Annotated in this window: 12 protein-coding genes; 9 read left to right on the top strand and 3 right to left on the bottom strand. The window is 33.7% G+C overall.

From position 1 onward, the window contains the following. The first annotated feature begins 3 nt into the window (after positions 1–3). From CRV04_RS06410 to CRV04_RS06395, 4 genes are read left to right on the top strand one after another with little or no spacing between them, the layout of a single operon-like run. Positions 4–1,194 carry an ArsS family sensor histidine kinase gene (locus tag CRV04_RS06410; protein WP_128995997.1) on the top strand — a complete coding sequence of 397 codons (1,191 nt, stop codon included), beginning with the start codon at positions 4–6 and terminating at the stop codon, positions 1,192–1,194. 54 nt (positions 1,195–1,248) lie between these two features. Beyond that, positions 1,249–2,085, top strand: a complete 837-nt coding sequence (locus tag CRV04_RS06405; RefSeq protein ID WP_128995996.1) for an FAD-dependent thymidylate synthase — start codon at positions 1,249–1,251, stop codon at positions 2,083–2,085. A 5-nt stretch (positions 2,086–2,090) separates the two neighbouring features. Continuing rightward, on the top strand, positions 2,091–3,011 hold the full coding sequence (locus CRV04_RS06400) for a glutaminase (protein ID WP_128995995.1): 921 nt from the start codon (positions 2,091–2,093) through the stop codon (positions 3,009–3,011). 10 nt (positions 3,012–3,021) lie between these two features. Then, positions 3,022–3,627: a trimeric intracellular cation channel family protein gene (locus tag CRV04_RS06395; protein WP_128995994.1), complete on the top strand. Its 606-nt coding sequence runs from the start codon at positions 3,022–3,024 to the stop codon at positions 3,625–3,627. A 2-nt stretch (positions 3,628–3,629) separates the two neighbouring features. Here CRV04_RS06395 and CRV04_RS06390 read toward each other — a convergent pair whose 3' ends face one another. The 3 genes from CRV04_RS06390 to ruvC form a co-directional block, all read right to left on the bottom strand. Then, complete coding sequence (locus tag CRV04_RS06390; RefSeq protein WP_128995993.1) at positions 3,630–4,631, bottom strand: sensor domain-containing diguanylate cyclase; 1,002 nt, start codon at positions 4,629–4,631, stop codon at positions 3,630–3,632. A gap of 23 nt (positions 4,632–4,654) precedes the next feature. Next, a complete protein-coding gene (purN, locus tag CRV04_RS06385) occupies positions 4,655–5,230 on the bottom strand; it encodes a phosphoribosylglycinamide formyltransferase (RefSeq protein WP_128995992.1) in 576 nt (191 codons plus the stop codon). A 93-nt stretch (positions 5,231–5,323) separates the two neighbouring features. Continuing rightward, a complete protein-coding gene (gene ruvC / locus CRV04_RS06380; RefSeq protein ID WP_128996082.1) occupies positions 5,324–5,791 on the bottom strand; it encodes a crossover junction endodeoxyribonuclease RuvC in 468 nt (155 codons plus the stop codon). Positions 5,792–6,012: 221 nt separating this feature from the next. Here ruvC and dnaA point away from each other — a divergent pair, with 221 nt between their 5' ends. From dnaA to CRV04_RS06355, 5 genes are all read left to right on the top strand, one after another. Next, the gene (dnaA, locus tag CRV04_RS06375) at positions 6,013–7,329 is read left to right on the top strand and encodes a chromosomal replication initiator protein DnaA (RefSeq protein WP_128995991.1); all 1,317 of its coding nucleotides are present in this window, start codon (positions 6,013–6,015) and stop codon (positions 7,327–7,329) included. Between the two features lie 156 nt (positions 7,330–7,485). After that, positions 7,486–8,556, top strand: a complete 1,071-nt coding sequence (dnaN, locus tag CRV04_RS06370) for a DNA polymerase III subunit beta (protein ID WP_128995990.1) — start codon at positions 7,486–7,488, stop codon at positions 8,554–8,556. A 14-nt stretch (positions 8,557–8,570) separates the two neighbouring features. Further along, on the top strand, positions 8,571–10,892 hold the full coding sequence (gyrB, locus tag CRV04_RS06365) for a DNA topoisomerase (ATP-hydrolyzing) subunit B (protein WP_128995989.1): 2,322 nt from the start codon (positions 8,571–8,573) through the stop codon (positions 10,890–10,892). A 218-nt stretch (positions 10,893–11,110) separates the two neighbouring features. Further along, positions 11,111–12,277 (top strand): hypothetical protein, encoded by a 1,167-nt coding sequence (locus CRV04_RS06360; protein WP_128995988.1) that lies wholly within the window; start codon positions 11,111–11,113, stop codon positions 12,275–12,277. Between the two features lie 106 nt (positions 12,278–12,383). After that, positions 12,384–14,117, top strand: coding sequence for an ATP-binding cassette domain-containing protein (locus tag CRV04_RS06355; protein ID WP_128995987.1), 1,734 nt, complete (start codon positions 12,384–12,386; stop codon positions 14,115–14,117). Positions 14,118–14,215: the final 98 nt, after the last annotated feature.

The raw sequence follows: 14,215 nt of genomic DNA, 5'->3' as shown, positions 1-14,215 counted from the left end.
CTCATGAGCATTACTAAAAAGATTTCTCTTCTTTTCATTGCAAGTTTGATACTCATGAGCATCATTGGTTTATGGATCGATGACATCAATACCAAACGTTTGGACGCTTTAATCAAAGATAAATATCTTAAAATCAGCAATGAGCTTTTTAGCCACATTGAAGACCCTGAACAGTTTGAAAACATCATCACACGTTATGAGCTTAAAAGAGTTAAAAACCTCTCATATAAACACTTAGAGAGACTCTATTTTCAACAACACACTTTTGGTTATATCAAAATAGAGAAACCCTCTTTCGATGATGAATTTATCATACATCTTGTTTTTCTCGATGAACACATCATTTTAAAGACACCGGATGTAAATAACATCAATGACAAAATCAAACTCAATGCGCTTATTTTTTTAGATGTTTTTGTTTTGATTTTAATCTTTTTATATATCCTGAAACTTTTATGGCCTTTGAAAAAAATCACCCAAGAGATCAATAACTTTGCCAATGGAAATTTAAGCAGTCGTATTCCCATAAAATCCAATGATGAAATAGGAACTTTGGCCAAAACATTTAATACCATGGCGTCAAGACTGGAAGAGCTCATACAGACTCGACAAGAACTCTTAAGAGATATTGGGCATGAACTGCATACCCCTATAGCAAAAGGAAAGTTTGCGATTGAAAAGATTGAAAATAAATCACAAAAAGAGTTCTTGCATAAAATTTTTTCAGATTTAGAGCATTTAACCAATGAACTTATACAATTAGAAAAACTCAATGCCTTTGAACTCACAAAAAGCAGTTTTGATGCAGAGACTTTAATAATTGAGTCGCTCAATCGGCTCTATATTGATGAGTCCAAAATCACATTAGACCTGCAAGAAGAGTTTAAAATCAATGGGGATTTAGAGTATTTAAGCATTGCACTAAAAAACCTCATTGATAACGCTTTGAAATATGCTTCATCTTTGCCCATTTGTATTAAAACCACTGCCCATGAGATTCATGTCATTAATGAAGGAAAAAAACTCAATAAAAAGTTGGCGTATTACCTCAAACCATTCACACAAGAGTTGACTCAAAGAGACGGATTTGGATTGGGATTAAGCATTGTGCATAAAATTTTACAACGTCATGATTTCAAGCTTGAATATCTGCATGAAAATAAAAAAAATATATTTAAAATCATCATTCAATAATAAAAGCAAATTTTTTGTATAATCAAACCCATATTAACAAAAAAGGGTGAACGAATGATAGAATTGATGAACAAAATTGAGAACATATTTGGGGATGACATTGCCTTTGTAGAGCAGTGGGATTTCTCTAAAGCCAACTTAAACGAAGAGAATCGTATTTTAGCGATTACACAAGTGGCCTCAATTTGTTATCAATCCCCCAAAGCATTGGGAAGTGAGAGCCTGTACAACCGATTGATGGCTGAGAGTATGGGTCTTCCAAGTTCATCTTTTGAGTTTGTTCCTATGCTTCTTGACCCTAAAAACCCTCAACATCAAGAGGTGCTTGCATTGGAGTACAGCAACGCTAAAAAGTTTGGTGAAATGGTTGAAAACAACCAATATTTGCTCACAAACTATCGAGCATTGGTCTATGATTATGAGAATAATCCAGGTGCTTACAGCTTCGATATTCGAACCCTTTATAATACCCAAGAAGAGTGTGAAATCATCAAAAAACACTTCAAAGTATTCTTATATAAAATCGACCTACCAACACGAAGTCAAATGGTGCGGCACAGAATCAATTGGCAAGAGCTTTCACGACGATACGTCAGCGGAAAAAGAGTGCCGTTTGATTTTTATATCTCTGAAAAAATGAAAGAGATCAAAGCAAACAACAAAACCACTCAAGAGCTGATTGATATGTGCGTTGAGCACTACTACACTGCTCTTGATGCGGGTGTAAAACCGCAAGAAGCACGACGAATCATCCCACAAGCAGCTTACTCACAAATTTGGGGTGGGTTCATGCCAACGCAACTGGAAAACTACTTCAAACTTCGTTTAGACTCACATGCACAATGGGAGATTCGAAAAACAGCTGAGGCCATGAAAGAGCTTATTGGTTAAATCTGATGCCAAACTATGCTGACATTTTAAAAGAGATTGAAGAGGAGATTCAACCTCTTTTTTCACAAGGAAAAGTTGCAGACTATATTCCTGCCCTTTCCACTGTAAACGCTGAAGATTTTGCCATGAGCATTCAGCTTTTATATGGAAAGTCGTATCACATTGGAAACACCCAACACAAATTCTCAATACAAAGTATCTCAAAAGTTTTCACCTTTACATTAGCACTTAAAGCGTATGGAAAAGAGTTGTATAAAAGAGTCAACCACGAACCATCTGGAAATCCTTTTAATTCACTCGTGCAATTGGAGTATGAAAACGGTATTCCAAGAAATCCTTTTATCAACGCAGGTGCGATTGTAACCACCGATGCACTTACAAGCATTTATAAAGAGAATACCTTTCATACTATTTTAGAGTTCATTCACACTCTCACCAATGACAGCAGTATACAGTACGATGAAACCATTTTTTGTTCTGAATACCAACATGGTTATCGAAATATGGCCTTAATTAACATGATAAAAAGCTATAAAAACATTCACAACGAAATTGATGATGTGATGCAGACCTATTTTAAACAGTGCTCTGTTATGATGAACACTCAACAACTCGCACAATCGATGCTTTTTTTAGCCAATCATGGGACAAATCCAAAGGCCAATGAAGCGCTTATTACCCCATCACAAGCCAAACGTATCAACGCTTTGATGCTCACATGTGGTCATTATGATGCTTCAGGAGATTTTGCATACAAAGTGGGGCTTCCGGGCAAAAGTGGTGTGGGCGGAGGCATCGTTGCAGTCGTACCTCAAAAAATGGCCATTTGTGTCTATTCACCCAAACTCAACTCTCAAGGAAACTCCTTGATTGGAACCAAAGCTTTAGAGCTTTTTACCACTAAAACCAACTTATCTATTTTTTAAGGGAACCAACATGAGTGCGTTAGAAGTTGCTGATATCATTGGAATCATCTCATTTGCTTTGAGTGGTTTTTTAATTGCCGTGCACTATAAACTTGATATTCTGGGGATATTTATCTCCTCTTTTTTAACCGCGTTGGGTGGAGGAATCATTCGTGATACCATTGCCAATAAAACGCCCTATGTGTTTGATGCCAATCTGCCTATTTTGCTTGTAATTGCCACGTTGGTGGTGTCATTTATTTTTAAACTGCATCACATCACCAACTTTGAAGGAAAAACCGCCTTTATTATCTCCGATGCCATAGGATTATGCTCTTTTGCGATTACAGGTTCTTTGATTGCCATTGAATCCCATTTCAATTTTTTAGGTGTGTTAATGTTGGCATTTTTAACGGCCGTTGGAGGAGGAACGCTCAGAGATATTTTAATCAACAAAGTGCCCTCTATTTTAGTGAGTGAATTTTATGGTACGGTTGCCATTATTGTAGGGTTAATCACCTATGTTTTACATTTGTTTACACAAGTCAATTTATTTAATCTTACTTTACTGTTTATTTGTGGAGTGAGTCTGCGACTTTTGGCCTATTATAAGAAGTGGCAACTGCCAAAGCTTTGAGTTTAAATGATATGTAGAGTTTGATCATCCATACTGTAAGTATTAAAGAGTTTATCATATTTAGATGCTCCTAAATACTCTTCAGTGATGACTTTATTACGCCCATGCGTTTTGGCCACATAAAGACATTTATCTGCACGTGAAATAGTGTGTTCGATGTCATTTTCATCAAACGTTTTATCAAATCGTGATACTCCAAATGAAGCCGTAAAGTGAATTGCACCTTCACTGGTTGATATGGCAATATCTTGAATATCTTCTCGAATTTTTTCTGCAACCAATTTGGCATTTTTAATATCGGAGTTATACAACAATATCACAAACTCTTCACCCCCAAATCGTGCAATGACATCGGATTTGCGTGTGTGTGTTTCCAAATTCTTTGCCAAAGCAATGATGACTTCATCCCCAATAGAGTGTCCATAGGTATCATTGATATCTTTAAACTTGTCAATATCCATAATCACAATACAACAACTCTTCTCTTCTCGATTGGCTAAAGAGAGCAATCGGGTGGCCTCTTCATAGAAATATCGTCGGTTATACGCATGTGTCATAGGATCACGATAAGACAACTCTTTGAGTTCACCATTAAGCACTTCAAGTTGGGCATTGGTTTCACACAATGAAGTTTTATCATAGATATAGACTGCCACCAATCGCTCCTCTTTTTTATAAGGAGCAATGGTGACGTCTTGTTGCATGTATTCATAAATGGCATTGGTGATATTACTGAGTCGTATTTTGATTAAATAGCGATGGGGATCCACCGAATAAAAAGAGGAGTTATTTGTAACCAAAACTGATTTAATTTTTCGTTTTAATTTTTTTTCATCAATTGAAGGAAAGAGTTCACACAAATTCTTATCTTGAACCGCCTCTAAATTCATACAGGTGTGTATCTCTAACCATCGGTTCCAAGCTCGTATTTTTAGGTCTTCATCTAAAATTAAAATACCATTATTGATGGTATTAAAAATAATATCATTTTTCAAATTATCCATAAGTGACCTTTGAACTTTTGATGCTATATTATAAGTTTATTGAATGCTTCAATAATAGCAACTGATTCCAGTGATTTAATTTTATTTTCTAAGCTTTCTACAGTTTCGTCACTTTTTATTTCAATGCTTTTTTGTAAAATATATTCACCTTCATCATAATGTTCATTGACAAAATGAATGGTACACCCTGAAATCTTCTCTTTTGCATTTAAAACGGCTTCATGAACGTTTCTTCCGTACATCCCTTTACCACCAAATTTCGGTAAAAGTGCCGGATGTGCATTGATAATTCTGTTTTCAAAGGTACTAACAAGCTCTTTTTCAAGCTTTTTCATATAGCCCGATAAGAAGATATAATCGCACTCATGTTCTAAAAAAAGTTTGGTTATTTTTTCATCTAGGTTATCATGGGGATAGAGTTTTGTATTGACCACACACGCTTCAATTTCTCTGCTGTGTGCTTTTTGTAAAACAGCGGCTTCACTGTTGTTTGAAACGACCAATACCACTTTGGCATCGAGTCTGTTATCAACGCAAGCTTGCCATATTGCATCAAACCCACTGCCGTTGTGAGATGCCAATATTCCTATTTTTTTCATCATTTCCCTTGTAATTAAAAGCGCCATTATAGTCAAAAAGGACTGATATGTAAAATGAATTGAAGCTGTTAGTTTAAAAAGCTAAGACAAATGCTATCGAAGTCGTTGAGCATGGGTCAAAGCAATGGCAATAGCATCGGTGATATCCAACGGTTTAATCTCTTGTTTGATGCCCAACAAACGTTTTACCATAAAGGCCACTTGCTCTTTGGTCGCTTTTCCATTTCCTGTTACGGCTTGTTTGACTTGAAGTGGTGTATACTCATTGAAGTTTCCAAACTCTTGCAGCACTTTTAAAGAGATGGCCCCTCTAAATTGCGCCAGTTTAATCACCGTTTTTGGGTTAAATGCATAAAACATGTCCTCAATAGAGACTTCACTGATGGTGTGTTTTTTAAAAATTAAATCCAGACCTTCGGTCATCTCTACAATTTGTTCTTGCAAGATTTTGGTCTTAATTTTAATTAAGCCTGCTTCAATGAGTTTAAGGTTTCGACCCTCTTTTTCTAATACAGCATAACCACAATTTCGTGTCCCTGGATCAATACCTAAAATCTTCATACTCAAACTGCTTTTCCTTTATTTTATTCACACTCTTCACACATATTCAACCAAACTATTCACATATGAAAGTTGCGATATATTCATACATTTTCTATAAAAGTTAACTTAAATTAAAAAATTATTCACATAAATATAGCAAAAAAATGTCGCTTAGAAATAATTTTATAAAACTTTAGATATAATATCTACCAATATTATAATAAAAGAGTTGATTTTATATGACGAATAAAGATATTTTATCTGTTTTAAAACAAGAGACCACATCAGTTGACTATGAACGCTTTTTAAAACAACTGAATTACAAAAAAAATATGTCAGATGACAATGTGGCGGTTTTTGAAGTAGCAAATAAATATATAGCAAACTGGATAAAGACAAAATACACCAATACCATTCAACAATGCTTTGAAACACTCAATGGAAGCAAACCAAAAATTGATATTCGATTAACCGGTGAGAAGAAAAAAACCAAAAAAGAGATGGTCGAACAAGAGAAGGCATGCACAGCAGAAAGTACCATGCTGAACCCTTCTTATACCTTTGACTCTTTTGTTTTAGGGCCATCAAATCAAATGGCCTACAACGCTTCATTGGCTGTGAGTAAAAAACCCGGCATTCAATACAATCCACTGTTTATTTATGGGGGTACAGGTTTAGGAAAAACACACCTGCTTCAATCCATTGGTAACAGTGCCATTGAACAAGGTAAAACCGTTATTTATGTAACGATTGAACAGTTTATGAATGACTTTACGTTTTCAATCAAAAGTAAAAACATGGAGCATTTCAGGGATAAATATCGAAAATGCGATATACTGCTGATTGATGATATTCAATTTTTAAGCGGAAAAGAGCAGACGCAAGAAGAATTTTTTCACACCTTTAATGAACTGCATAATGCCAAAAAACAGATTGTAATGACTTCCGATCGACTGCCTTCACAAATTGCAGGTTTGGTTGACCGTTTAAAATCTCGATTTGAGTGGGGATTAACAGCCGACATTCAAATCCCAGGATTAGAGACAAAAATTGCCATTATTGAGAAAAAATCCGAACTCAATGGTATTGAGCTCACACGAGATGTTATTAACTATATTGCCACCAATTTAGACAGCTCTATTCGAGAGATTGAGGGTGTACTTATTCGTATCAATGCCAGTGCAAACTTGCTTAATCAAGAGATTAATTTAGAGTTGGCACAAAGTCTGTTAAAAGAGCAAATCAAAGAGCAAAAAGAGAACATCAAATTGCCTGATATCATCACCGTAGTTGCAGCAGAACTGAACATCAAGCCAAGTGATATTAAATCGCGTAAAAGAACGGCCATTGTTGCTAATGCCAGACGTGTAGTAATCTATCTTGCACGAGAGTTAACACACAACTCAATGCCAGACATTGCAAAGTTTTTAGGAATGAAAGATCACAGCTCAATTTCGCACAATATCAAAAAAGCCAATGAGCTGATTGAAAAAGATGAAAACTTCAAACTGATCATTGAAAATTTAAAAAATAAAATTATAAATAAGGAGTGGTAGAAAAAAGTTTTAAACGCTTATGTGAATAGGTGTGAATATTTATCAAAAGTTGTTCATGCTTTTAAAGTATGATATAATCAGCTTTTTATAACTGTTTTCATCTATTCACATAGCCTACTTCTGCTACTAAAAAATAAATATAATAAAGGGGTAAAAATGAAGTTTGTAATTACCAAAAGCATTATTGAAAATATCATTTCATCCATGCAACCATTTTTAGAGAAAAAAGATGCAAGCTCAATCACATCTCACATCTATTTGGAAGTAACCAATTCAACACTGGTTTTAAAAGCCACAGATTATGAAATTGGTTTACAATCAACCATTACAGATTTAATTGAGAGTCAAGATGGTAAAGCCACAGTTAATGGACAAAATCTATTAAACATTATTAAACGATTAAAAGAGAGTGATATTATTCTTGAAACCGTTGATAATTCACTTGTAATTAAACAAAGCAGATCAAACTTTAAATTACCAATGTATGATGCCAATGAGTATCCAAGTTTTCCTAAAACAGAAAACCTTTCACCACTGAACATCAATAATATCAATTTAATTAATTCAATTAAAAAAATCACACCTGCCATTGATAATAACAATCCAAAATTTGAACTTAATGGTGCATTAGTAGATATCAAAGAAGATAAAATCAACTTTGTAGCAACCGATACACGAAGATTAGCTGTAACGTACTTACAAAATATGTCAAATAATGTCAACCAATTTATTATTCCTAAAAAAGCCATCATTGAAATTCAAAAACTCTTTTTAGATGAAATTAAAATTGCATATGATGATACCAACATGGTTATCTCTACAAACAACACCCTTTTCTTTACAAAATTAATTAATGGTAAATTCCCTGATTATGAACGAATCATTCCAAGTTCACTGCGATATAACTTCACCGTTCAAAAAGCAGTATTAGTAGAATCGATTAAATTAGTAACTTCACTCTTTTCAAACATCAAAGTTACTTTTTCTCCACACTCAATTATATTTGAATCATTAGATGAAGAGAGCGAATCTAAAACACAAGTCGATATTGATTTAAGTATTGACTCTGAATTCTATATTGCAGTCAATGCAAAATATCTATTGGACTTTTTAAGTATGTCAAATAATGAAAAAATTAAAATTGGATTTAATGAATCAAATCTACCATTCTATTTAGAAGATGAAAAATTCTATACAATTGTTATGCCAATTGTGTTAGATAAATAAAAAAGGATAATCATATGAGTCAACAAGAATATGGCGCGAGTAATATTAAGGTTTTAAAAGGGCTTGAAGCTGTAAGAAAAAGACCAGGGATGTATATTGGAGATACCAACATCAATGGTTTACACCATATGGTTTACGAAGTTGTAGATAACTCTATTGACGAAGCAATGGCAGGATATTGTAAAAATATTAAAATTACCATGACCAAAGATCATTGGATAAGAGTTGAAGATGACGGTCGAGGTATTCCTGTTGCTGAACACCCAACAGAAAAAATTTCAGCTGCAACGGTTGTACTTACTGTACTTCACGCAGGTGGTAAATTCGATAAAGATACCTATAAAGTATCTGGTGGTCTTCACGGGGTGGGTGTTTCAGTTGTAAATGCTCTGTCAAAAGATCTTAAAATGACCATTTACAGAGAGGGTAAAGTACACTATCAAGAGTTCTCTTGTGGTATTCCTAAATCACCTTTAGAAGTTATTGGTGACAGCCCAAGAAAAACAGGTACAACCATTGAGTTCTTAGCTGATGATTCTATTTTTGAAGTCAATCAATATGATTTTTCTATTTTAGCTAAACGATTCAGAGAAGTAGCATACCTTAACTCATTTATCTCTATTACACTTAAAGATGAAGTTCATGGTGTAGAAGAGGTCTATCATTTTGAAGGTGGTATTCAACAATTCGTTGAAGATTTAAATAAAGATACACCTGTTTCTGATGCCGTTGCATTTAATGATCGAGTGGATGACGTTGAAGTTGATATTGCGGTGATGTATAACGATACCTATACAGAAAAAACACTCTCATTTGTTAACAACATTCGAACCATTGATGGTGGAACACACGAAGCTGGTTTTAAAGCGGGACTTACACGAAGTATTGTGAAGTATTTAAATGCCAATGCCAATGCACGAGAGAAAGATACAAAAATTACGGGGGATGACGTACGAGAAGGTTTGATTGCCGTAATCTCTGTAAAAGTACCTGAACCACAATTTGAAGGACAAACAAAAGGGAAATTGGGTTCATCATACGTTAAACCAATTTGTCAAAAACTGACCAGCGAAAAACTCGATAAATATTTTGAAGAGAATCCAACTCAAGCCAAAGCGATTATGGAAAAGGCTTTAATGGCTGCACGTGGACGAGAAGCGGCTAAAAAAGCGCGAGATTTAACACGTAAAAAAGATGCCATGACCGTAGGAACACTGCCGGGTAAACTCGCAGAGTGTCAAAGTAAAGACCCAGCTATTCGAGAATTGTATCTGGTGGAAGGGGATTCTGCGGGAGGTTCAGCAAAACAAGGGCGTGATAGAGTTTACCAAGCGATTTTACCACTTAAAGGTAAGATTCTAAACGTAGAGAAATCACGATTGGATAAAATTTTAAAATCAGATGAAATCAGAAACATGATTACTGCACTTGGTTGTGGTATTGGTGAAGACTTTGATGGAGAGAAAATTCGATATCATAAAGTTATTATTATGACGGATGCGGATGTTGATGGAAGCCACATTCAAACACTTCTGTTGACATTCTTTTTTAGATTTTTACGGCCAATCATTGAAAAAGGGTATCTTTTTATTGCTCAACCGCCATTGTATCGATACAAAAAAGGTAAAAATGAGACCTATTTAAAAGATGACACGGCTCTGTCTAATTTCTTAATTGAAAATGGTTTAGAGTCATTTGAATTTAAAGGGTTAGGGTACAATGACTTAGTTGATCTGTTTAAAACGGTTTCACGATATCGAGGTATGTTACTGCAACTTGAAAAGCGATATTCACTTATTGAGATGTTAAAACACTTGATTGAAAATTCTGATTTAGTAAAACTGGATTATGCTAAATTGTATGAAGAAGTGAGAACATTTTTAGAAGACAGAGGGTATAACATCTTATCTAAAACCATCACTGAAGAGAAAATTCAACTGTTTGTTCAAACCAAGGAAGGGTTAGAAGAGTTAGTGATTGATGATGAACTGTTTGCATCTCCTTATTTCTCAGAAGCTACCTATATTTACAACAAATTAGTTGAAAGAGATATCTCAATGTTCGAAGGGCGAGACTTGGTTGAAATACTAGAAGATATTGAAAACCTTGCTAAAAAAGGTGCTTATATTCAACGATACAAAGGTCTAGGGGAGATGAACCCAGATCAATTATGGGAAACAACCATGATTCCAGAAGCACGACGATTGTTACGAGTAACAATTGAAGATGCAGAAGCAGCAAGTGATACGTTTACACTCTTTATGGGAGATGAAGTAGAGCCTAGAAGAAATTATATTGAGGAACACGCAAAAGACGTTGAACACTTAGACGTTTAAAATAAAAGTTTATCTTTTATTCATACTCTACGTTAAAGCGTAAAAATTTACTCAGTCACTTACGACTGAGTAAGCTCCTTCCCAAATTTTCCACTCTGTCTTGATTATAAATAAAATATAAACTTTTAAAAAATGAATCATTATCATTTATTTTTTGTGAACTTTTGGTATATTATAAAAATTACTAAATAATCTATAAATTAGGAAGTGAAAGATTTATGGTTAATATTAACAAAACTCTAAAGTATGATGACACTTTAACAGTAGATGATTATAATCAAATTATTAAAGATATTTTTTTAAAATATTTCGATAACGAAGATATCTTTTTACAATTTAAAGAACAACTTAGAACAGAGCTTGTTAATTATGTTAATCATATACTTAATAAAGATGAATCAGAAAAACTATTTGAAAAAATTATAAAATTTTTTAAGGATGCTTTATCTAAAAATCATGATGAAGTAATTCAAGAATTAGCTAGTAGTTTTTTAAGAATTGTCAAAACTGATGAATTGTATATGGGCTATTATATAAATCAACCTAAAAATATTTCAACTTTTACTCCCAGAGATTTCGCAACTTATTATTTTAAAACTATGGATGATATCATTGAAGGTTGTTTTAAACCTAGACTAGAATTGTTCTTTAAAATTTATAAATTTAATTTAGATGGCTCTTTCCCTGATATTTCAAATAAAACATTTGGAGATATAGTAAACTTAATTAATGATTTTGATGAACTAATAAAAGATCCAATATTTAACATACCTATAAGCCAATGGAGAAATATATCAACACATAAAGATTTTACAATAGCTAAAGAGAATATTGTAGTAAATTATGGAAAAAAGAATAATATAAAAACACAATCATTAACTCATGAGCAATTAAAAGAAATTACATTTTGGGTTAATTCTAAATATGGAATTTTAAGACTTGCAGAAGTAATTATTCATTTAAATATAATGGAAGAGATAATTAAAACAGAAAAATACAAAGAACATCAAATTAGTCTCAGAAGTGAACAGTCTTTACTAGGAATAATTCATAATTTACAAATAGTAGGATTTCAATTTCATTCGTTTAATGAAATAGGAAATATTTTTGAATTGAATTTATATATTAAATCAAATAATGATGTTAAAGAATCAATAATTCATGCAACACAAATATTTACACAAATTGCTATTGCTTTAGATAATGATGAGTTTCAAAAAGATATTTTTGGGTTTATACAAATTAATATACTAAATAAAAATGAAAAAACTTTGGCTAGTGCAAAGATAGATATAAAGAGTTGCATAGATTATTCTTTTAGTAAGATTGAGATGGAAGATTTGATTAAAAAAATTGAATTTGAAATAGATACAGGTAAAATATGAAATAAACATAAGGTTTTAATATAATCTTTGAATTTTACTTTACCAATCTATAATCCACCTTACTCTATAATCCCACATTCAAAAAAACCATCCAAAAGAAGAATCCATGATTGAATTAGTCAATATATCAAAAAGTTATCCAACAAGTGTACTGTACAATGAACTCAATTTACGGCTCAATGCCAAAGATAAAGTAGGTTTAGTAGGTCGTAATGGTACAGGAAAATCAACGCTGTTTAAACTCATACTTGGAGAAGAGCATCCAGATGGAGGGGAAATCAAATTTCCAAAGAACTACAGAATTGGGGCATTAAAACAGTATTTTGATTTCACACAAAAGACTTTGATAGATGAAACGGCTCTTGCTTTAAGTGAAGAGGACAAATACGAAATCTATAAAGCAGAGAAGATACTTTTTGGACTTGGGTTTACGATGGAAGATTTAAACAAAGACCCTAAATCTTTCTCAGGTGGTTATCAAATCAGAATCAACCTAGCAAAACTGCTTTTAACTGAACCCAATATGCTACTACTGGATGAGCCTACAAACTACTTGGATATTTTGTCGATTCGATGGTTAAAAGAGTTTTTAAAAGCGTTTCAAGGGGAAGTGATTTTAATCACTCACGACAGAGACTTTATGGACAGTGTTTGTACGCATACGTTAGGAATTGTAAGAAAGAGTGCCTTTATGATTCCAGGTGGTACACGAAAATTCTATGAGCAAATTTTGGCCAATGAAGAGCACCATGAAAAACAAAAAATCGCACAAGAGAAAAAGATAAAAGATCTTGAAGAGTTCATTGCTAAAAACAAAGCTCGAGCGGCAACCGCAACATTGGCGCAATCAAAAGTTAAAATCTTAGAAAAGATGGATATTTTAGAAGACTTGGATTACGATGCCAACCTCAAATTTGATTTTAACTATAAAGAGACGGCTGCAAAATTTTTAGTGGAAGTGAAAGATTTGTCTTTTGGATACACCAAAGACAACATCCTTTTTAAAGACATCACGTTTGCACTTTCTAGTGGTGAAACCATTGGTATTATTGGAAAGAATGGTAAAGGGAAGTCAACTTTGCTTAATACCATTGCAGGGGAACTTGAACCTTTAAGTGGTGATGTGAAATTTCATCCTTCGTGTGAATTTGGTCACTTTGGACAAACCAATATCTCACACCTGAATCAAAACAACACCATCATGGATGAGATTTACAGTGTCAACCACAAACTCCCTGAAGCGGTTATCAGAAGTATTTGTGGTCTTATGATGTTCAGTGGAGATAATGCTAAAAAGAAAATCTCACTTCTTTCAGGGGGAGAAAAATCACGAGTCATGTTGGGTAAAATCATCGCACAAGATGTGAATTTGCTTTTTTTAGATGAGCCTACAAACCACTTGGACATTGATTCAATCGATGCGCTTACAACAGCGATTAAAGCATTCCCAGGTTCATGTATGATTGTAACGCACTCAGAGGAGTTATTGCGAGCAGTTTGTGACAGATTGATTGTATTTACAAACGATGGAGCAGACTATTTTAATGGAACGTATGATGAGTTCTTAGAAAAAATTGGTTGGGAAGAAGATGGTGTTGAGAAAAAGAAAGAGGTTAAACCCAAAAGAACCAAAAAAGAGATTAAAAAGTTAAGAGCAGCTGTAGTAGCTCAAAAGACTGAAACAACAAGACCTGTTAGAAAAGAGATAGAGAAGATTGAGGAGAGTTTGCCCTCTTTAAGTGGAGCAGAAAAATCTCAACAAGAAGAGCGATTACTCGAACTTCAAATTGAACTTGAACAACTCAATGAAGAGTTCCAAGAAAAACTCGACGCCATTTAAACATTTTTAAAACTGTGAAGCCCAGAGCGAATTAAATGCTTATTTAATTCTTGGCTTCGCAAACTTTTCCTCTCTTAATTAAACAAATAAACGCCTAC

Source organism: Candidatus Marinarcus aquaticus (assembly GCF_004116335.1).
In the GTDB taxonomy this organism is placed as follows: domain Bacteria; phylum Campylobacterota; class Campylobacteria; order Campylobacterales; family Arcobacteraceae; genus Marinarcus; species Marinarcus aquaticus.
This window is presented reverse-complemented; position numbering and strand designations above follow the sequence as displayed.

Excerpts from the sequence above, each read along its gene's own strand:
- CRV04_RS06390 (WP_128995993.1), bottom strand. The coding sequence starts at position 4,631 with ATGGATAATTTGAAAAATGATATTATTTTTAATACCATCAATAATGGT.
- CRV04_RS06395 (WP_128995994.1), top strand. The coding sequence starts at position 3,022 with ATGAGTGCGTTAGAAGTTGCTGATATCATTGGAATCATCTCATTTGCT.
- CRV04_RS06410 (WP_128995997.1), top strand. The coding sequence starts at position 4 with ATGAGCATTACTAAAAAGATTTCTCTTCTTTTCATTGCAAGTTTGATA.
- CRV04_RS06405 (WP_128995996.1), top strand. The coding sequence starts at position 1,249 with ATGATAGAATTGATGAACAAAATTGAGAACATATTTGGGGATGACATT.
- dnaA (WP_128995991.1), top strand. The coding sequence starts at position 6,013 with ATGACGAATAAAGATATTTTATCTGTTTTAAAACAAGAGACCACATCA.
- CRV04_RS06360 (WP_128995988.1), top strand. The coding sequence starts at position 11,111 with ATGGTTAATATTAACAAAACTCTAAAGTATGATGACACTTTAACAGTA.
- dnaN (WP_128995990.1), top strand. The coding sequence starts at position 7,486 with ATGAAGTTTGTAATTACCAAAAGCATTATTGAAAATATCATTTCATCC.
- gyrB (WP_128995989.1), top strand. The coding sequence starts at position 8,571 with ATGAGTCAACAAGAATATGGCGCGAGTAATATTAAGGTTTTAAAAGGG.
- ruvC (WP_128996082.1), bottom strand. The coding sequence starts at position 5,791 with ATGAAGATTTTAGGTATTGATCCAGGGACACGAAATTGTGGTTATGCT.
- CRV04_RS06355 (WP_128995987.1), top strand. The coding sequence starts at position 12,384 with ATGATTGAATTAGTCAATATATCAAAAAGTTATCCAACAAGTGTACTG.
- purN (WP_128995992.1), bottom strand. The coding sequence starts at position 5,230 with ATGAAAAAAATAGGAATATTGGCATCTCACAACGGCAGTGGGTTTGAT.
- CRV04_RS06400 (WP_128995995.1), top strand. The coding sequence starts at position 2,091 with ATGCCAAACTATGCTGACATTTTAAAAGAGATTGAAGAGGAGATTCAA.